This window comes from Luteimonas arsenica (genome assembly GCF_004352825.1).
GTDB classification, from domain to species: Bacteria; Pseudomonadota; Gammaproteobacteria; order Xanthomonadales; family Xanthomonadaceae; genus Luteimonas; species Luteimonas arsenica.
In genome coordinates this window covers 243,992-264,033 of sequence record NZ_SJRW01000001.1, presented here as the reverse complement: position 1 = coordinate 264,033, position 20,042 = coordinate 243,992, and the positions used below count along the sequence as shown (strand labels likewise).

General features: G+C 71.1%; 13 protein-coding genes. 9 read left to right on the top strand and 4 right to left on the bottom strand.

The genetic code is table 11. The features are described from left to right. Positions 1 to 150: 150 nt before the first annotated feature. From E2170_RS01235 to E2170_RS01225, 3 genes are read left to right on the top strand one after another with little or no spacing between them, the layout of a single operon-like run. Complete coding sequence (locus E2170_RS01235; RefSeq protein WP_132998839.1) at positions 151 to 1,950, top strand: sensor histidine kinase; 1,800 nt, start codon at positions 151 to 153, stop codon at positions 1,948 to 1,950. After that, entirely contained in the window at positions 1,947 to 2,387 is a 441-nt protein-coding gene (locus E2170_RS01230; RefSeq protein WP_132998838.1) for a response regulator, read from the top strand. Before E2170_RS01235 ends, E2170_RS01230 begins: the two co-directional genes overlap by 4 nt. A 4-nt stretch (positions 2,388 to 2,391) precedes the next feature. Continuing rightward, positions 2,392 to 2,745: a response regulator gene (locus E2170_RS01225; protein WP_132998837.1), complete on the top strand. Its 354-nt coding sequence runs from the start codon at positions 2,392 to 2,394 to the stop codon at positions 2,743 to 2,745. Between the two features lie 9 nt (positions 2,746 to 2,754). On the opposite strand, the gene E2170_RS01220 is transcribed toward E2170_RS01225, so the two are convergent. Continuing rightward, positions 2,755 to 5,070, bottom strand: a complete 2,316-nt coding sequence (locus E2170_RS01220) for an NADP-dependent malic enzyme (RefSeq protein WP_132998836.1) — start codon at positions 5,068 to 5,070, stop codon at positions 2,755 to 2,757. A 218-nt stretch (positions 5,071 to 5,288) separates the two neighbouring features. Between E2170_RS01220 and dgcN the strand changes: the two genes are divergently transcribed. The 4 genes from dgcN to gltS are packed head-to-tail and all read left to right on the top strand — an operon-like array spanning position 5,289 to position 10,238. Beyond that, positions 5,289 to 6,335, top strand: a complete 1,047-nt coding sequence (dgcN, locus tag E2170_RS01215; protein ID WP_132998835.1) for an N-acetyltransferase DgcN — start codon at positions 5,289 to 5,291, stop codon at positions 6,333 to 6,335. Further along, positions 6,329 to 7,339, top strand: a complete 1,011-nt coding sequence (dgcA, locus tag E2170_RS01210) for an N-acetyl-D-Glu racemase DgcA (RefSeq protein ID WP_132998834.1) — start codon at positions 6,329 to 6,331, stop codon at positions 7,337 to 7,339. The genes dgcN and dgcA overlap by 7 nt, the downstream gene beginning before the upstream one ends. Next, positions 7,336 to 8,997, top strand: coding sequence for an N-acyl-D-amino-acid deacylase family protein (locus E2170_RS01205; protein ID WP_132998833.1), 1,662 nt, complete (start codon positions 7,336 to 7,338; stop codon positions 8,995 to 8,997). The genes dgcA and E2170_RS01205 overlap by 4 nt, the downstream gene beginning before the upstream one ends. Positions 8,998 to 9,044: 47 nt before the next feature. After that, a complete protein-coding gene (gene gltS, locus E2170_RS01200) occupies positions 9,045 to 10,238 on the top strand; it encodes a sodium/glutamate symporter (RefSeq protein WP_132998832.1) in 1,194 nt (397 codons plus the stop codon). On the opposite strand, the gene E2170_RS14185 is transcribed toward gltS, so the two are convergent. The 3 genes from E2170_RS14185 to ggt all read right to left on the bottom strand — a co-directional run bounded on the left by E2170_RS14185 (position 10,222) and on the right by ggt (position 17,126). After that, positions 10,222 to 12,051 carry a serine hydrolase gene (locus E2170_RS14185; protein ID WP_132998831.1) on the bottom strand — a complete coding sequence of 610 codons (1,830 nt, stop codon included), beginning with the start codon at positions 12,049 to 12,051 and terminating at the stop codon, positions 10,222 to 10,224. The two genes, gltS and E2170_RS14185, sit on opposite strands and share 17 nt — an antisense overlap. Positions 12,052 to 12,136: 85 nt before the next feature. Beyond that, positions 12,137 to 15,241 (bottom strand): TonB-dependent receptor domain-containing protein, encoded by a 3,105-nt coding sequence (locus E2170_RS01190; RefSeq protein WP_132998830.1) that lies wholly within the window; start codon positions 15,239 to 15,241, stop codon positions 12,137 to 12,139. A 154-nt stretch (positions 15,242 to 15,395) separates the two neighbouring features. Next, positions 15,396 to 17,126 (bottom strand): gamma-glutamyltransferase, encoded by a 1,731-nt coding sequence (gene ggt, locus E2170_RS01185; protein WP_132998829.1) that lies wholly within the window; start codon positions 17,124 to 17,126, stop codon positions 15,396 to 15,398. Between the two features lie 351 nt (positions 17,127 to 17,477). Here ggt and E2170_RS01180 point away from each other — a divergent pair, with 351 nt between their 5' ends. Then, complete coding sequence (locus E2170_RS01180; protein ID WP_165942122.1) at positions 17,478 to 19,067, top strand: gamma-glutamyltransferase family protein; 1,590 nt, start codon at positions 17,478 to 17,480, stop codon at positions 19,065 to 19,067. A 65-nt stretch (positions 19,068 to 19,132) separates the two neighbouring features. Beyond that, positions 19,133 to 20,029 (top strand): LysR family transcriptional regulator, encoded by an 897-nt coding sequence (locus E2170_RS01175; protein WP_132998827.1) that lies wholly within the window; start codon positions 19,133 to 19,135, stop codon positions 20,027 to 20,029. Positions 20,030 to 20,042: the final 13 nt, after the last annotated feature.

Here is a 20,042-nt window from a genome sequence, read left to right as displayed (position 1 = left end):
TCATTCGGGATTCGTGGAACCCCCGATTCTACCAGCCCGCTCCCCCGACCTGCCGGCGCCGGCGTTGCCCCCGGGGCCCGCTTCGCGCATGATCCCGTGGCCGGTACGCGCTGCGACCGGTCGTCCTGTCCAGGGGATCCCGCCGACCACATGCCTCCCGTTTCGTTCCGGTTCGACCCGCGCTGGCGGGTGCCGCTGCTGCTGGCGGCGGTGCTGGTGATCGTGGTCGTGCCCTTCCTGCTGCTGCGCGCCGCCGAAGACCGCATCCGCGACGCGGAGGCGCTGGTGGCGCACACGCTGGAGGTCGAGGCCGCGGTGCAACTGGTCAATGCCGCCGTGCGCAACATCGAGGCGGCCTCGCTGGAACGTGCGCTGGGTGCGCGTGCACCGATCCTCGAGCAGCGCCTCGATTACAGCCGCACCATCGTGGTGCCGACGCTGGACCGGCTGGAGGCGCTGACCCGCGATTCGGCCGAGCAGCAGGTGCGCATCGGCATCCTGCGCCAGAGCATCAACCAGCGCCTGGACCAGATCGGACGCCTGCAGGACGACACCGGCGCCATCGACGGCGTAGAGCTGCAGCGCCTGGCTGAACACTTCCCCGTGCAGGAGCCGATCGCGGAGATGATCCGCGCCGAACGCAAATTCCTGGCCGACCGGATGGCGGTGGCCGACCGCGCGCGCCGCCAGGCCGACTGGCTGTCCTACGGCACCCTGGCCGCGCAGATCCTCCTGCTCGTCGGCCTGGCGACCCTGGCCATGCGCGACGCCGATCGCCGCAGCCACGCCGAGACCGCCTCGCAGCGCGCAAACCGCCGTTCGGCCGCGGTGCTCGACACCGTGCGCGAGCCGATCGTTCTGCTCGACGGCGACCTGCGCATCGTGATGCACAACGCGGCGTTCTCGGAGCTCTTCGGCATCGACGACGACGCCCGCGGCCGCCCCCTGGCCGAGGTCGGCAACGGCGCCTGGAACGATGGCGAAGCCCTGCGCCGGCTGCGCGACGTCAGCGGCCGCGGCCGGGAGCTGTGGGACTACGAACTGCAGCAGCGCACCGCCGACGGACTCGAGCGGACCATGCTGGTGAACGCGCGCATGATGGAGCTGCCCGACAGCGACGACAGCGTCGCCCTGGTCACCGCCAGCGACATCAGCCTGCAGAAGGCCAGCGAAGAGCACATCCGCGACCTCAACCGCCAGCTCGAGGGCAAGGTCGAGCAGGTCTCCGACGTCAACCGCGAACTCGAGGCCTTCAGCTACTCGGTCTCGCACGACCTGCGCGCGCCGCTGCGCCATATCGCCGGCTTCGCCGACAAGCTGCGCCGCCACCTCGGCGAGGGCATCGACGACAAGGGCGAGCACTACATCCAGGTGATCGGCAGCTCGGCCAAGCGCATGTCCGAGCTGATCGACGACCTGCTGGTCTACTCGCGCCTGGGCCGTAGCGCCCTGCGCCTGCAGGCGGTGGACATGCAGTCGCTGGTGGAGGAAACGCGGGCGATGCTGGACTCCAACGTCTCCCACGACCACCCCGGCCACCACGTCGACTGGCGCATCGGTCCGATGCCGGTGCTGGTCGCCGACGAGAACATGCTGCGCCAGGTCTGGGGCAACCTGCTGGGCAACGCGGTGAAGTACAGCACCGGCAGCGAACCCGCCGTGGTCAGCGTCGAACATCGCCGCGGCGACGACGGTGAGCACGTCTTCACCGTGACCGACAATGGCGCCGGCTTCGACATGGCCTACGCCGGCAAGCTGTTCGGCGTGTTCCAGCGCCTGCACGCGCCCAGCGAGTTCAGCGGCACCGGCATCGGCCTGGCCAGCGCCAAGCGCGTGATCACCCGCCACAATGGCCGCATCTGGGCCGAAGCCGAGCCCGGCAAGGGCGCCACCTTCCACTTCACCCTCCCCGCCAACCTCGACCTGAGCCAACGGAGCAAGACCGCATGACCGCCATCCGCACGATCCTCCTCGCCGAGGACAGCCCGCACGACGCAGAGATGGCGATCGACGCGCTGCGCGACGCCCACCTCGCCAATCCCATCGTCCACGTCGAGGACGGCGTCGAGGCGCTGGACTACCTGTTCCGCCGCGGCAAGTTCGCCGACCGCCCCGAGGGTGATCCGGCTGTGCTGCTGCTGGACATCAAGATGCCGCGCATGGACGGCCTGGAAGTGCTCACCCAGCTGCGCCAGCACGAGAGCCTCAGGCGCATGCCGGTGGTGATCCTGTCGTCTTCGCGGGAAGAGAACGACCTCGCCCGCAGTTGGGACCTGGGCGTCAACGCCTACGTGGTCAAGCCGGTCGACGTCGACCAGTTCTTCGAAGCCGTGCGCACGCTCGGCAAGTTCTGGGCGGTGCTCAACGAAAGCCCCTCCGAGGGCTGAGCCGGTGGCGATCAGGGTGCTGATCGTGGACGACTCGCGCGACGATGCCGAACTCACCGAGTTCGCGCTGCGCGAAGGGGGGCTTGCGGTCGAATGCCGCAGCCTCTGCCACGAAGCCGCCCTGGACGCCGCACTGGCCGGCTTCGAGCCGCAGCTGGTCCTGTGCGACCTGAACCTGCCCGGCTGGTCGGGGTCCGAGGCGATGGCGGCGGTGCGCCTCCGCGTGCCGGCCGCGTGCTTCGTGTTCCTCACCGGCGCCCTGCACGGCAACGAGGACCTGCCCGAAGCGGACGCCGTGGTGCTGAAGGACGACCTCGGACCGGTGGTGGCGCTGGCGCGCTCCCTGGCTACCGCCTGACCACGCGGATCAGGCGGATTCGGATGCGCGGCGGGCGGCGCGGATCTGCGCTTCCACCGCGGTGATCGCGGTCATGTTCACCACCCGGCGCGGCGTGCTGGATGCGGTCAGCACGTGGGCGGGATGGTCGACGCCCATCAGGATCGGGCCCAGCGCCACGCCATCGGTCATCACCCGCACCATGTTGTAGGTGATGTTGGCGGCGTCGAGGTTGGGCAGCACGAACAGGTTGGCGCGTCCGCTGAGCGTGGTGTTGGGGAACATGCGCTCGCGCAGCACGGAATCCCAGGCGGTGTCGCCCTGCATTTCGCCGTCCATCTCCATCCGCGGCGCGCGGCGCGCGAGGATCTCGCGCACCCGGCGCATCTTCGCCGCGCTCGGGTTGTCGTGGCTGCCGTAGTTGGAATGCGACAACAGCGCCACCCGCGGCTCGATGCCGAACAGCTTGAGGCGGTAGGCCGCCTGCATCGTGGCCTCGGCGATCTGCTCGGCGGTGGGGTCGACCTGGACGTGGGTGTCGAGGAAGAACCACACGCCGCGGTCGTTGATCACGCCGGTCATCGCCGAGGTGCTGGTGACGCCGGGATCCAGGCCGAACACGCTGCGCAGGTAGCCCAGCTTCTTGTGGAAGCGGCCGACCAGGCCGGCGATCATGCCGTCGGCCTCGCCGCGCTGGACCATCAGCGCCGCAATCAGCGTCGCGCGCGAACGCACCAGGTTCTTGGCGGCGTCGGGCGTGACGCCGCGGCGTTCGGTCAGCGCGTGGTACTGGCGCCAGTAGTCGCCGAAGCGCGGATCGTCGTGGATGTTGGTGAGGTCGAAGTCGCGACCCTCCTCCAGGCGCAGGCCGAGGCGCTCGATGCGCTGGGCGATGACCTCGGGGCGGCCGATCAGGATCGGGCGCGCCAGCTGCTCGTCGGCCACCGACTGCACCGCGCGCAGCACGGTCTCCTCCTCGCCCTCGGCGTAGACGATGCGCTGCACGTCCGCGCGCGCGCGCTCGTAGACCGGCTTCATCACCAGGCCGGTGCGATGGATGAACTGGCCGAGCTTCTCGGCGTAGGCCGCCACGTCGATCGGGCGACGGGCGACGCCGGAGTCCATCGCCGCCTGGGCCACGGCCGGGGCCAGCAGCATCAGCAGGCGCGGGTCGAAGGGCCGCGGGATGAAGTACTCCGGGCCGAAGGAGGTCACGTCGCCGCCGTAGGCCGCGCCGAGGTCGGAGGACTCGCGCTTGGCCAGCGCCGCGATGGCGTGCACGCAGGCCAGCTTCATCGCCTCGTTGATTTCCGTGGCGCCGACGTCGAGCGCACCGCGGAAGATGTAGGGGAAGCACAGGACGTTGTTGACCTGGTTCGGGTAGTCCGAGCGGCCGGTGGCGATGATGGCGTCGGGGCGGACCGCCTTGGCCGCTTCCGGCAGGATCTCCGGGGTCGGGTTGGCGAGCGCGAGGATGATCGGGCGCCCGGCCATGGTCGCGACCATCTCCGGCTTCAGGATGCCGGCGGCGGACAGGCCGAGGAAGATGTCGGCGCCCTCGACGATCTCCGCCAGCGTGCGCAGCTCCGTATCGCGCGCGTAGCGCTGCTTGGCCTCGTCGAGGTCGGTGCGGCCGGTGTGGATCACGCCGCCACGGTCGAAGGCGAGGATGTTCTCCGGCTTCAGGCCCAGCGCCACCAGCATGTCCAGGCAGGCGATGCCCGCGGCGCCGGCGCCGGTGGTGGCGACACGGACCTCGTCGATCTTCTTTCCGGCGATCTCCAGCGCGTTGACCACCGCCGCACCCACGATGATCGCGGTGCCGTGCTGGTCGTCGTGGAACACCGGGATGTTCAGCCGCTCGCGCAGCTTGCGCTCGACGATGAAGCACTCCGGTGCCTTGATGTCTTCCAGGTTGATGCCGCCGAAGGTCGGCTCCAGGCTGGCGATGATGTCGACCAGCCTGTCGGGATCGCGCTCGTCGACCTCGATGTCGAACACGTCGATGCCGGCGAACTTCTGGAACAGCACGCCCTTGCCTTCCATCACCGGCTTGCCCGCCAGCGGGCCGATGTCGCCCAGGCCCAGCACCGCTGTGCCGTTGGAAATCACCGCCACCAGGTTGCCACGCGCGGTCAGCGTGCTCGCTTCATCCGGGTCGGCGACGATCGCCTCGCAGGCGTAGGCCACGCCCGGCGAGTACGCCAGGGCCAGTTCGCGCTGCGTCACCAGGGCCTTGGTCGCCGCCACCTTGATCTTCCCGTGCGGCGCGGCGCGATGGTAGTCGAGCGCGGCCTGCTTGAACTCTTCGGTGGTGGAAGGACTTTCGGGCGGCTGTTCGGACATGGCGTGGCTGCGGTTCGTGCGGACGTTCCATTCTAGCCCCTTGGCCCGGTGGCGACCCCGCGCCGGTGGCATCAGGCCGGACCACCGCGGCCCGCCCCACTGCGCTGCCATAACCCGCGGTTATGCGCGGCGGGCATCTTTTCAATGGCGGGGCCCGGGTGCAGGGCAGAAGATGGAGTCCCCCCTGCCCGCCCGGGCCGCACAGGACGCCACCGGCCATGTCGATCGCCCTTCCCGCCGCCACCGCAGAAGCCCCGCACTGGCCGCCACCGTTCCTGCTCTACCTGGGCAACGCGGCGGACGACCTGGCCGCCAAGACCGCGCGCGGGCTGGTGCAGTTCCGGCCGGAGTGGTGCGTGGGCCAGTTCCGCGGGCCGGAGTGCAGGACCACCGTCCACGTGCCGGACATGGGTTTCGCCGAAGCCCGCGACGCCGGCGCCAACACCATGATCGTCGGCGTGGCCAATGCCGGCGGGCGGCTGGGGTCGGACTCGGTCGCGGACATCGTCGCGGCACTGGACGCTGGCATGAACGTCGCCTCCGGCCTGCACGAGCGGCTGGCCTCGCACCCGGCCATCGTCGAAGCCGCGCGCCGCAATGGCCGCCACCTGTTCGACGCCCGCAACCCGCCGGCCACGCCGGTCGGCAACGGCCTCCGGCGCGCCGGGCGCCGACTGCTGACCGTCGGCACCGACTGCTCGACCGGCAAGATGTACACCACGCTGGCGCTGGAAACCGAAATGCGCGCGCGCGGGCTCGCCGCCGACTTCCGGGCCACGGGCCAGACCGGCATCTTCATCGCCGGGCGCGGCATCCCGATCGATGCGGTGGTGGCCGACTTCATCTCCGGCGGCATCGAATGGCTCTCGCCCGAACGCCACGACGGCGGCTGGGACCTGATCGAAGGCCAGGGTTCGCTGTTCCATCCGTCCTATGCCGGCGTGTCGCTGGGATTGCTGCACGGCGCCCAGCCCGACGCGCTGGTGCTGTGCCACGAGCCGGGCCGGCCGCACATGCGCGGGCTCAGGCACTACCCGGTGCCGGACCTGCGCACCACGCTGGCGGCCAACCTGGCCGCGGCGCAGCTGACCAACCCCGGGGCGGTCGCCGTCGGCATCGCGCTCAACACCTCCAAGCTCGATCCGGCCGAGGCCACCCGCGCCTGCCGCGAGACCGAGGACCTGCTCGGCCTGCCGGCGCAGGATCCGGTGCGCGACGGCGTGGCACGGATCGTCGACCGCTTGCTGGACTCCGTGCCGTGCTGAGCCTGGCCCGGGCCAGCCATCCGCTGGCCACGCCCTTCCGCATCGCACGCGGGGTGCGCACCTCCGCGGACGTGGTGGTGGCGACGATCCACGATGGCGCCCGCACCGGCCGCGGCGAAGCGATGCCCCTGGCCCGCTACGGCCAGGACGTCGATGGTGCGATCGCCGAGGCCGGCGCCCTGGCCGACGCCTTCGGCACCGGGCTCGACCGCCGGGGGCTGCTCGAACGGCTGCCCCCGGGCGCCGCGCGCAACGCCCTGGACTGCGCGCTGTGGGACCTGGAATCGCAGCGGCAGGGACTGTCGGTGGCAAACCTGCTCGGCCAGCCCGGCCCGTTGCCGGCGCTGGCCAGCGTGCAGACCGTCGGCATCGATACGCCCGAGCGGATGGCCGCAAGCGCACGCACGCTTGCCCACCTGGGCCAGGTCAAGATCAAGGTCGACGCCAGCGATCCGGCCGCGCAGATCCGTGCGGTGCGCAGCGCGCTGCCGACGGCCCGGCTCATCGTCGATGCCAACGAAAGCTGGACCCTCGACCTGCTGCACGCCATGCAGCCGGTGCTGGCCGAAGCCCGCATCGACATGCTTGAACAGCCCCTGCCCGCCGGCGAGGACGACGCCCTGCTCGGCTTCGAGTCCGTGGTGCGGCTGTGCGCGGACGAATCCTGCCACGTCGCCGCCGACCTGCCGCGGCTGCACGGCCGCTACCGGATGGTCAACATCAAGCTCGACAAGACCGGCGGCCTGACCGCCGCGCTGGAGCTGCTGGACGCGGCGCGCGCGCAGGGCTTCGGGGTCATGGTCGGCTGCATGATCAGTTCCTCGCTGGCCATCGCGCCGGCCTGGCACGTCGCCCGCCACGCGGAGTTCATCGACCTCGACGGCCCGCTGTGGCTGAGCGACGACCATCCCGGCGGCACGGTCATGCGCGACGGCCTGCTGCAGCCGCCGGCGCCGGAGCTCTGGGGTGGTGGCCTGCGCGCGACAGGAGCAGCCACCGCATGAGCGGCGGCCGCGCAGGACACGCCCGCCTTCGCGCAGCGCATGCCCTGCGCCTGCCGCGGCCGGCGCGCTGCCTGGTCGGCCTGCTGTTGCTCGCGGGCTGCACGAACGTCACGCCGACGCCGACGGCCGACGCCGACACCCTGATCCACGGCGGCCTGCTGTTCGACGGCGGCGACGGCCCGGGCCGCATCGCCGACGTCGCGATCCGCGGCGACCGCATCCTCGAGGTCGGCCCCGGCCTGCGCCAGCGCTACCGTGCCGCGCGCGAGCTCGACGCCACCGGCCTGGTGGTGTCGCCGGGCCTCATCGACCCGCACACGCACCCCGATACCTACCTGCGCTCGACGGACCCGGCGATGCGGCGCCTGCTGCCCTGGCTGCACCAGGGCGTGAGCACGATCTTCATCGGCATCGACGGCGGCGGCACGCCGGACATCGCGGCGGACCGCGCCAGGCTCGAGGCCGCGGGCACCGGCACCAACGTCGCCGCCTACGTCGGCCTGGGCCCCGTGCGCCGCCGCGTGCTGGGCGACGACGCGCGCGCACCGGACGCGGACGAACTGGCGCGCATGCGCGGCCTGGTCGCCGGCGCGATGTGCGAAGGCGCCTTCGGCCTGTCCGCGGGCCTGTTCTACGCGCCGCAGAGTTTCGCCTCCACCGACGAGGTGGTCGCGCTTGTGCGCGAGGCGGCGATCCGCGGCGGCATCTACGACACCCACCAGCGCGACGAGTCCAGCTATTCGCTGGGCCTGATGGGCTCGATCGAGGAGGTGCTGGAGATCGGGCGGCGCGCCGGGCTGCCGGTGCACATCGCCCACATCAAGGCCCTGGGCGCCGACGTCCATGGCAGCGCGGGCGAAGTCATCGCACGCATCGAACGCGCGCGGGACGAAGGCCAGCAGGTGACCGCAGATCAGTATCCCTGGCTGGCGTCGTCCACCAGCCTGGGCGCCGCGGTGCTGCCGCGCTGGGCGGTGGACGGCGGGCGCGCCGCGCTGTTCGAGCGGCTGGACGATCCCGCGACCGCCGCCCGCATCCGCGACGCCATGCGCGACAACCTGCAGCGCCGCGGCGGCGCCGACGCGATCCTGATGACCGGCAGCGGCTGGCCGTGGAGCGCGCTCACGCTGCAGGCGTTCGCGGATGCCGAGGGCCTCGACCCGGTCGAGGCCGCGCTGCGCATCATCCGCGAGGGCGGCACCGGACGCACCGGCTCGGCGCAGCGCATCGCCTCGTTCAACATGCACCGCGACGACGTCGACCTGTTCATGCGCCAGCCCTGGGTGCTGACCGCCTCCGACGGCGGCGACGGCCATCCGCGCCAGCACGCGACCTTCCCCGAGAAATACGCGCGCTTCGTGGTGCAGGACCAGGTGATCGACCTGGCGGCCTTCATCCACCGTTCGACCGGGCTGACCGCCACCACCTTCGGCCTCGAAGGCCGCGGCTTCCTGCGCGCGGGCCACCATGCCGACGTGCTGGTGTTCGACCCCGGCGCCTACGCGCCGAAGGCCGACTACGTGCAGCCGCACCTGCTGTCGGAAGGCGTCGTCCACCTGCTGGTCAACGGCGTGGCGATGATCGACACGGGCCTTGCGACACATGACCTTCCGGGACGGGTGCTGCAGCATCGTCCACCGCCGGGCACCTGCCCCTGAACGTCGCCCGCCCGCTGCGGGCGACGTGACCCCGAAAAGGAGTGTCCATGCTGCAACTCGACGCCGTCCAGACCCTCGCCCTCGCCGGCATCGCCCTGTTCCTGGGCTATGCGCTGTGCCGCGCGATCCCCGTGCTCGGCCGCTACAACCTGCCGCCGCCGGTGATCGGCGGCCTGGTGTTCGCGATCGCCGCCTGGATCGCGCACGACCGCGGCACCGTCCTGTTCGAGCTCGATACCGGCCTGCAGAGCCCGCTGATGATCGCGTTCTTCACCACCATCGGCGTCAATGCCAGCCTGCGCCTGCTGAAGATCAGCGGCCGGCAGGTGCTGGTGTTCCTGGCGCTCGCCACCGTGTTCGCCGTGGCGCAGAACCTGCTGGGCATGGCGGTGGCGGTCGGCTTCGACCTGCATCCGCTGTTCGGCGTGCTGGCCGGCTCGACCACGCTGACCGGCGGGCCGGCGACCGGACTGGCGTTCGCGCCGCTGTTCGAGGCCGCCGGTGTCGAGGGCGCCGAATCGATCGCGGTGGCGGCCGCGATGTCGGGCATCGTGCTGGGCGGCCTGATCGGCGGCCCGGTGATCACCGTGCTGATCCGCCGCTTCGGCCTGGTATCCACGCGCCCGCAGGACCATGACGCCCCCGACGATGCCGTCGCCGCACCGGCGCTGACCGAGGCCCAGCGCGAGTACGGCGCGCTGAAGAGCATCGTCGTGATCCTGGTGGCGATGTGGCTGGGCAGCTGGGTCAGCGGGCTGATCTCGGCCACCGGCATCACCCTGCCCGCCTACGTCGGCGCGATGCTGGTGGGCGCGCTGATCCGCAACATCGACGACGCCACCGGCTGGATCGGCATGTCGGTGCCGACCACCGACCTGATCGGCAACGTCTGCCTGGCGCTGTTCCTGTCGGTGGCGCTGATGAACCTGAAGCTGTGGGAGCTGGCCGGGCTGGCGCTGCCGCTGCTGGTGAACCTCGGCCTGCAGGTGGGGATGGTGGCGGCGTTCTGCCTGGTGGTGTTCCGGATGATGGGCCGCGACTACGACGCCGCGGTGATGGGCGGCGGCTTCATCGGCTTCATGCTCGGCACCACCGCGAACGCGATGGCGGTGATGCGCACGCTGGTCGAGCGCTACGGCGCGGCGCCGCGCGCCTTCCTGGTCGCGCCGCTGGTGGGCGCGTTCTTCATCGACTTCACCAACGCGCTGATCATCACCGGCTTCATCAACGTCTGGAGCTGATCGGCACGTCGTACAGCGGGCCGGGCGGCGCATCGGAGCGCAGGCCGTAGTGCCACCACTCCATCGGATGGTTGCGGAAGCCGCCGGCCTCCATCGCCTCGCGCAGCAGCTGCCGGTTGGCGCGCTGCGCGGGGCTGGCCTCGGGCGAGTCGGTGTTGGCCAGCGGGCCGAAGAAGTCGAAGCCGGTGCCCATGTCCAGCGGCTCGCAGCCGCTGCCGTCGGCGGCGCAGCGCAGCAGGGTGAGGTCGACGGTGCCGCCGCGGCTGTGGCCGGACACCGGGGCGATGTAGCCCTCCAGCAGCTGCGGCTTGTCCAGGTCGGGATAGTGCGTGGCCTTGGTGGCCAGGTCGTCGGCGTCCTCCACCCAGCGCATGAAGTGCGCCACTGCGCGCGCCGGGCGGTAGCAATCGAAGACGTGCAGGCGCAGCTGACGCGGACGCAGGGCCGCGTCGACCCGCGCCAGCGCCTCGGCGGCATCGCGCTTCAGCCAGCAGCGCGGCGCTTCGTAGCCGTCCACCGGCGCGCCGACGAAGTTGTCGCTGCCGGCATAGGCGATCGATTGCGACATGTCCGGCACCAGCTCGCGGATGTCGACCAGGCCGGCCTCGGCCTTGGTGGCCGCGTCGGACACGACGGGCGCGGGCGCGGCCGCCGGCTCCGCTGCGGGATCGGCGATGAAATGCTCGTGCAGCGCCCGGTTGACCGCGGTGCGGAACGCCTCCTCCCCGCGGCTGCCGTTGGTGATCACCACGAAGCCGTATTTCTTCTCCGCGTCGAAGAACATCGAGCTGTACAGGCCGTAGGCGGAGCCGGTGTGGCCGGTGAGGACGACGCCTGGCACCAGCGCACGCTCCGTGCTCAGGGCCAGGCCGTAGGCGGAGTCGTCGTCGATGGCAACCGTCGCCGTCTGCATCGCCTTCGCGCTGGCGGGGGCGATGACGCGCACGCCGTTCCACTCGCCCTGGTTCATGTGCATCAGCATGTAGCGGGCCAGGTCGGGTGCCGAGATCTTGACTCCACCGGTGGGCGAGAACATCGGCGCGTCGCGGCCCTGCACGTAGTGCTGCAGGCGCTCGCCCAGCGGCGCATAGGCCGCGTCCGAGCGCACGAAGCCCTCACCGTCGCGCCAGCGGTAGATGCGCGCCAGGCGCCCCGCGTCCAGCGCGTCCACCAGGTGGCCGCCCTCGAGCCCGAGCGGTTCGAACACGTGCCGCCGCACGTAAGCGTCGAAGCGCTCGCCCGACACCCGCTCCACGATCGTCCCCACCATGTTGTAGGCGAGGTTGGAGTACTCGTAGCGCTCGCCGGGCGCACGGTCGGCGTAGCTGTCCTGCCAGTTGCCGCCGGCGTCGGGGTCGATGACGTCGAGATTGCCGTAGCTCGGCCCGTCGGTGATCGACGAGGTGTGGTCGAGCAGCATCCGCAGCGTGATCGACCGGTCGGGGAAGGCCGGGTTGCGCACCGGGAAGCCGATCAACTCGCCGGCGTCGTCGTCCAGCGACAGCCGGCCCTGCTCCACCAGCTGCATCACCGAGGTGGCCGCGAACGACTTGGAGATCGAGGCGATGCGGAACAGGTCGTCGGCCTCCAGCGGGACCTTCGCCTCCAGATCCTTCCAGCCGAAGCTGCCGCGGTAGACGATGGCGTTGTCCCTGGCCACCACCACCGCCAGGCCCACGGTTTCGTGCTCGGCCATCAGCGCACGGAGCCGGGCTTCGACATCGTCGGCCGCCATCGACGGCAGCCACGCGCACGCCAGCAGCCAGGCCGCGCACAGCGACCAGGCGTGGCGGTTCTTGCGGGATCGCTTCATGGTTCCTCCGTCAGGTCCTGCGGTTGCACGCGGCCACCGCCGCCGTTCATGGCGGCGGCGGTGGCGGTGGGGAGGACGGCGGCGCTCAGTCGAAGGACTTGGTCACCGTCAGGTACCAGCCACGCCCCAGCGCATTGTGCATCGACGAGCTGTAGCCCAGCGCGCTGGGCGTCAGCGGCGGCTGGCGGTCGCCGACGTTGCGCACGGTCAGGCGGATGCGGGTGCCGTCGAGGATGCTGTCGGTCCCGCGGAAGCGGTGCTCCGCCCAGACGTTGGCGGTGGTCCAGCTCGGCACCTGCCAGTAGTCACCGAGGTTGGACACCGCGCCGGTCGATTTGAAGCCGTCGGTGTAGTTGACGAAGGTGCCCAGGCCCCAACCGCCCTTGCGCCACGAGGCGCTGAAGGTGGCGCGCCACTCCGGCTTGCCGTTCACGCCCAGCAGGTTGCCGGCGTTGCGGATGTCGAAGTTGTCATCGATGACCCCGGCTTCCTGCGCGGCGATGATGCGCAGCTCGTCCTCGGTCGGGTCCTGCGACATCTCGATCAGGCGGGTCGCGTTGAGGCTGGCGTTGAAGGTGCCGGCATTGTCCGTGCGCAGGCGCCAGTCGACGCCGAAGTCGATGCCGCGCGTGGTCCGCGGCAGGCGGTTGATGTAGACGTCATCCACGTAGTCGACCATGCCCACCGGCGCCAGCCCGGTGCCGTCGAACAGGTCGATCCGGGCCTGGTCGGGCTCCAGCCGCACCACCGCCGGGTTGTACGAGCCTTCCATGCGCAGCAGGTAGTCCAGCGCCAGCTGGGTGGCCTCGCCCAGGATGCCGATCACGTCTTCCTGCTGGATCTCGAAGTAGTCGGCGGTGAACGTCATCCGGGTGGATTCGGGCAGGAAGCGCGGCTGGAACACGACGCCCGCCGACCAGGTTTCCGCCGTCTCCGGCTGCAGGTCGCGGTTGCCGCTGCGGATCGCCATGGTGCTGTAGCTGCGGCCGCAGCGGTGCACGCCGTCGATGGTGCCGTTGCGGATGTCGGCCTCGCAGACGTAGTAGTCGGTGCGGCTGTTGCTGACCGTGGTGCCTTCGGCGTACAGCTGCAGGATGTTGGGCGCGAGGAAGCTCTCCGACCAGTTGCCGCGGACCATCAGGCCGTCGACGATGTCCCAGGCCAGCGAGACCTTGGGCTTGGTGACGCCGCCGAAGTCCGAGTAGCGCTCGTGGCGTCCGGCGACCTGCAGGTCCAGCGCGCGCACCAGCGGCACGCCCATCGACGGCGACACCAGCGGGATCGCGAACTCGGCGTACAGCGAACCGACGTCGCGGTCGCCGGAGTTGTCGCCCGACGGGCTGGCGCCGAGCACGTCGCTGGTGATCGCGCCGTTCATCGGGTTGGTGTAGGTGATCGTGCCGTCGAAGCGCGGGTCGCGGTCGTCCTTCAGGGTTTCCCGGCGCCACTCGGCGCCGAAGGCGACGCCCACCGGCCCCGCGGGCAGCGCGAACAGGTCCTCGCGAATGAAGCGGGTATCGACCTGGAACAACGTCGCCTTGCTCTTGCGGACCACGGGAACCGTGAAGTGGTCGATCGCCACCTGGTTGCGCGCGGAATCCGGCGGCGCGCCCCAGTCGGCGAGGTTGCCGCCGTGGAAGGGGTTGTAGGCATCGGGCGTGCTCCACGCCAGCGCCTCGCTGAACAGCGTGCTGCTGATCGAGCCGTGCTGGGTGTCGGTGGTGTTGGCGGCCGAGTACAGCACCGCGCCTTCCCAGTCGAAGCCGCCCACCATGCCGCGGACGCCGGCCAGGAACCGGTACTGGTCGTCATCGACCGTGTACGGGCGCGTGGTGTCGGTGGCGCGGAAGCTGGTCATGCGCACGTCCAGCCCCTCCTCCGGCGCGTCGATGCCGGCCAGGCGGTTGGGGTTGAGCGAGCCGTCGGGCAGGTACATGGCGCCGAACGGGTTCCAGTAGTTGGTCTTCGACACGATGATCGGCGCCGCGCCCAGCGCCGCCGCCTGCTCGCGCATGCCCTTGTAGCGGGACTCGTAGTACGCCAGCTCCGCGAAGGCGACGAAGTTGTCGTCAAGATCGTGTTCGAGCGTGCCGAACACGTTCATGCGGTCGACCTCGCCCAGGATGTTGCGCTGGTGGTTCGGGCTGAAGCGCAGCGGCCGGTCGGCGTCGGTGTTCTGGGAGCCCGAGTTGATGCAGACATCGCCGGTGACCTGCGCGGTACAGCCGTGGTGGCCGACCGGGTCGATGTGGAAATAGCCGCTGGCGCTGGTGATCGAACCGTTGTCGGCATCGCGCACGCGCACGCCGTCGATGGTCTGGAACACGCCCCAGGCGGTGCCGGTGATGCGGTCGTCGAAGGCGGTGACGCCCTCGAAATCGGTGCCGTCCATCTGCGCGCGGCGGTCCATGTTGGCGCTGTAGTCGCGCTCAGTGGCCGGGAGATCGGTGCGGTGCGTCCAGCCGCCGACCACCGTGGCCCGCGTGCGGCCGTCGTTGAACCATTTGCCGGCCTTGAAGTTGATGTTGCCCTGGCGGAAGTCCACGTCTTCGGAGCCGCCGTACTGGCCCTGCACCTGGAAGCCCTGGTAGTGGGTGTCCAGCACCACGTTGACCACGCCAGCCACCGCATCGGATCCGTACAGCGCGGACGCGCCGCCGAGCAGGGTCTCCACCCGGCGGGTGCCGAACAGCGGAACCGCGTTCATGTTGGCGGTCTGCCGCGGCACCAGCGCCTCGGTCTGCGTGCCCGGATGCGGGACCATGCGGCGCCCGTTCACCATCAGCAGGGTGTTGCCGGTGCCGAGGTTGCGCAGGTTGATCGAGCCGACGTCGCCGCGCGCGGCGTTGAGGTTGGCCGCGGTGTCGGCGTTGTTGAACATCATGTCGCCGACCTGCGGGATCGACTGCAGCAGCTCGTCGCCGGAGATCGCGCCGGTGGCTTCGATCTTCTCCTCGTCCATGACCAGGACCGGCGAAGGGCCTTCGGTGCGGTTGCTGGCCAGCCGGCTGCCCACCACCGTCACGGCGTCCAGATCCTTGGCATCGGGTCCGGTCGTCGCCGCCTCGGTGGAATCGGCGGGGGCCGGCGATGGATCAGCCGCCCCGGGTTCCTGCGCGAACGCGAGGTTCTGCAGGGCGGCTGCAAGCATGACGCTCAACAGCGTTGGTTTGATGCGGCGACGGTGCATGTGGTGACTCCCTCCGAAAGCGCGAAGCTGCACGCGGCAGCGATTTCCCCGCCCGACTGTAGCGACATGTCAGCCGCGCCAGACCTCGCTTTTTGAGCCCATCCCATAGCGGCAGGTTATGCCTGCACGCACCGCATCCGCCGGCCATGGAGGGCTACTGCGCCACCACCGCCGCGCCCGGGCGCCGGGGATCGGCCGCGCCCTCCACGCGGTCGGACTCCAGCAGCAGGGTCTGCGTGCTGCCGATGGTCTGTCCCGGCTCCGGCTGGTGCCCGCGTTCACGCAGGATGCGCAGCGTGTCCGGGCTGAAGCCGCGCTCGATGTCGAGCTCGCCGCGCGCGGTGACCTGCTGGTGGATGCGCGGGAACGCCGTGGCCTCGGCGATGTTCATGTCGAAGTCGACCACGTTGACGATCATCTGCACGATCGTGCCCGGGATGGTGTTGCCGCCCGGACTGCCGGTCACCAGCCAGGGCCTGCTGTCGCGCAGCAGCATCGTCGGCGACATGCTCGACACCGGCCGGCTGCCCGGCCGCAATGCGTTGGCCGGCGGCTCGCGCCCCTCGCGCGCGGCATCGAGCTGGGCCTGCAGCGAGAAGTTGCCGATCAGGTTGCCAAGCAGGAACCCCGTGCCCTCGATCATCACCCCGGATCCGAAGTCGGCGCCGATGGTGTACGTGGTACTGACCGCATTGCCGTCGTCATCGACGACCGAGAAGTGGGTGGTCTCGCGGCCCTCGTGCGCCCAGATGTCGCCTGCGCCGACCTCGGCGGCCGGGGTGGCCCGATCCATCGATATCCCGCGCGCCCGCAGCGCGCCATAGGCCTTCGACACGAAGCCCTCCAGCGGCACGGCCGACGCCGCCGGATCGTTGGCATATGCCCTGCGGTCGCGCCAGGCGCGCTTGGTGGCCTCGGCCAGCAGGTGCAGCGCGTCCGCCGAGCCGGCCCCCATCGCGGCGAGATCGAACTGCTCCAGGATGTTGAGCGTCATCGCGATGCCCGGGCCGCCACCGCTCGAAGGCGGCATGGTCAACAGTTCATGGCCGCGGTAGCGGGTGCGCAGCGGTTCGCGTTCGACCGCGCGATAGGCGGCGAGGTCGGACTTGCGCAGCAGGCCGCCATGGGCGCGCATGCCAGTGTCCAGGCGATCGGCGATTGCGCCGCGATAGAACGCGTCGGCGCCGTGCTCGGCGATCTGCTCCAGCGACCACGCCAGGTCGGCCTGCACCAGGCGCTCGCCGGCGGCCAGTGCCGAGCCGTCGGGATGCAGGAAGACCCGGGCGCCGGCCTCGCTGCGCGCCAGCCGCTCACGGCCCCAGTCCAGCGCGAAAGCTTCGTCGCGGCTGAGCACCATGCCGTCGGCGGCCAGCCGGATCGCCGGCTGCAGCAGCTGCTTCCAGGGCAGGCGCCCATACCTCCCGTGCGCCAGCGCCAGGCCGGCCACCGTTCCGGGCACACCGGCGGCGCGGATGCCCGCGGCCTGGCCCTGCAGCGTCCCGTCATCGCCCACGTAGGCATCCAGCGTGGCCAGCGCCGGCGCCATCGACCGGAAGTCGATCGCGATCGCGCGATTCCCGTCGGCGAGGTGGACCAGCATGTAGCCGTCGCCACCGATGTTCCCAGCGCGCGGCAGGGTCACCGCCATCACGAAGGCCATCGCCACGCTGGCATCGACCGCGTTGCCGCCGTCGCGCAGCACCTTCGCCCCGGCTTCGCTGGCCTGCGTGCTCTGGCTGACCACCATGCCGGCGTCGGCCACCACCGGCTTGTGGATCTGCTCGTAGTTGAGCAGCTGGCGCGTCTGCGCCGGCGCCGGGGCAGCGGTCGCCGCCAGGGCGATGGCAAGCAGCGCTGCGAGGGAGGCGATGAGGGGCCTGGGCATGGCGTGGGTCTCCAGGAGGCAGCCAAAGGTGCTTCCACCCTGCGGCAGCGCATGTCGGCTGTCGCGCAGCATTTCCGGAGTGGGGTATGCCCCGGGGCTATGGGACACCGTGGCAAAGCGACGGGCGGGCCGCGACAGGAAGCGATAGCCTCGGGACCATCGATTCCCGCCGGTGGCACGCTGCCGGCCCGCCACAGGTGGCCGCACTTGCCTTCTTCATCGCCGCACCCGTCCCGCATACGCGCCCGGCGTTCGCTTGCCGCCGCCTGCCTGTTCCTTGTCGCGGCCTGCGGCACCGGCCCCGATCGCGCGGCGCCGGCACCCGCGGACGCCGGCCCGGCCTCGCCAGGCATGGTCAGCAGTGCGCATCCGCTGGCCACCGAAGCGGGCCTGGAGGTGCTGCGTCGCGGCGGCCACGCCATCGATGCCGCGATCGCGGTGCAGGCGATGCTGGGACTGGTGGAGCCGCAGAGCTCCGGCCTGCTGGGCGGCGCGATCCTGCTGCACTACGACGCCGGATCCGGCCGCATCGACAGCTACCTCGGCCGCGAGCGGGCGCCCGCCGATGCCCGGCCCGGCATGTTCAGCGACGGCGATACGCACGCGCTGTCGCGGGGCGACGCCATGCTCAGCGGACATGCCACGGGGGTTCCGGGCGTGCTGCAGGCGCTCGAACTGGCGCACGCCGCGCACGGCGCCCTGCCCTGGCGGGAACTGTTCGAGCCCACCGCACAGCGGGCCGGTCAGGGTTTCGCGGTCACGCCACGCCTGCACCGCCACATCGCCGGCCGCTTCCCGCAGGCGTCGGCGCCGGACGTGGTCGCCCTGTTCGAAGGCCCGGACGGGCGTCCACTGCGCATCGGCGACACCTTCCGCAACCCGGCGTACGCCGACAGCCTGCGCATCATCGCCAAGCACGGGGCCGACGCCCTGCGCGAAGGCCCGCTGGCCGATGCCCTGGCCGCGCGCGTCGCGCAGGCGCCGCATGGCGCACGCATGACCCCGGAAGACCTGCGCGCCACGGTCGGCGAACGCACCGATGCGCTCTGCCGTCCGTTGCGCGCCTGGATCCTCTGTACCGCACCGCCGCCGGCGAGCGGCGTCGGCGTGCTGCAGCTGATGCTGCTGCTCGACGGCACCGACATCGCCGGACGCGGTCCCGACGACCCCGAGACCTGGCGGCTGTTCGCCGAAGCCAGCCGCCTGATGTACGCCGACCGTGACCACTACGTCGGCGATCCGCGCTTCGTTCCGGTGCCCGTCGAGGGCCTGCTGGCACCGGAATACATCGCCGCGCGGCGCGCCCTGATCGGTTCCCGCGCCGCCTCCGCCGCGCCGATGCCGGGCCGGCCCGGCGGAGCGCCCTCGCCCGCGGCCGACAGCACCTGCGAGCCCGCCGGCACCAGCCACCTGGCGGTGGTCGACGCCGCCGGCAATGCGGTGTCGATGACCACCACCATCGAGTCCTACTTCGGTTCCGGCCGGGTGGTCGGCGGCATGCTGCTCAACAACCAGCTCACCGACTTCTCGTGGGGGCCCGGTGCGACGGCGGCGAACGCGATCGCGCCGGGCAAGCGCCCGCGCTCGTCGATGTCGCCGGTGATCGTGCTCGACCGCGAGGGCCGCTTCGTCGGCGCGATCGGATCGCCGGGCGGCAACGCGATCCCGGCCTACATCGCCAAGGCCCTGGTCGGCTGGCTGTACTGGGACCTGCCGCTGCAGGACGCCATCGCCCTGCCCAACCTGGTGGCACGCGGGGATCGCTTCAACGGCGAGGCCGATGCCTTCCCGCCGGCCCTGCGCGCGGCGCTGTCGGGGCGGGGCGTCGACATCGTCGCCGGAGCCGGCGAGGACTCGGGCCTGCACGGCGTGGCCCTGCAGGACGACATCCTGCAGGGCGCGGCCGATCCGCGCCGCGAAGGCGTTGCCGCACAACCTTAGTCACGCGACACCCGCATGGCGGGCGGCCATCATGCCCTGCAGCCATCCAGGAGTTCCGGCCAGACATGCGTTTCCGCCAGATCGAAGTCTTCCACGCCGTCTACACCACCGGCTCGATCAGCGCCGCCGCGCGCGCGCTGCATGTCTCGCAACCCTCGGTCAGCAAGGTGCTGCACCACACCCAGCAGCAGTTGGGCCTGGAGCTGTTCCGGCTGGTACGCGGCCGCCTGGTCGCCACCGACCAGGCGCACGAACTCTTCGTCGAGGTGTCCGAGGTCTTCAGCCGCCTGACCTCGCTGCAGAAGACGGTCGGCAACCTGCGCAGCCTCGCCGGCGGTCGCGTGCGCCTGGCGGTGGTGCCCTCGCTGGGCCTGCACATCGCGCCGCTGGCCATCGCGCGCTTCCGCGCACGCCACCCGGACGTCAGCTTCGACGTGCAGACCCTGCACCACGACGCGCTGTTCCAGGCGCTGTACGAGCGCAGCTGCGACGTCGCCATCGCCTACGACCCGCCGACGCACCCGCGGATGAAGCGCCGCGACATCGACAGCGGCGAGCTGATGCTGCTGTTCCAGGGCGACGCCCTGCCCGACGCCGGCGAGCAGGTTCCGCTGCGGATCCTCGACGGGCAGAACCTGGTGGGGCTGACCACCGGCGGCCCGGTCGGCGAGCTCCTCAACCGCGAGCTGCAGCGCCAGGACATCACGGTGAACGAGGTGGTCTCGAACCAGACCTTCTACATCGCCGCCGAGCTGGCGCGGCACGGCGTGGGCATGGCGGTGGTGGACGAGTTCACCGCGCGCGCGAGCAGCGGCCCCAGCCTTTCGCACCGCCCGTTCTCGCCGCCGCTGCGCTTCAAGGTGCAGTACGTGCACCTGGAAGACCGTCCGCCCTCCGAGGCGGCCCGCCGTTTCCTGGCGGTGTTCTCCAAAGTGCTGCGCGAGGCGCGTCCGGCGCGCTGATGCTGATGCCGCC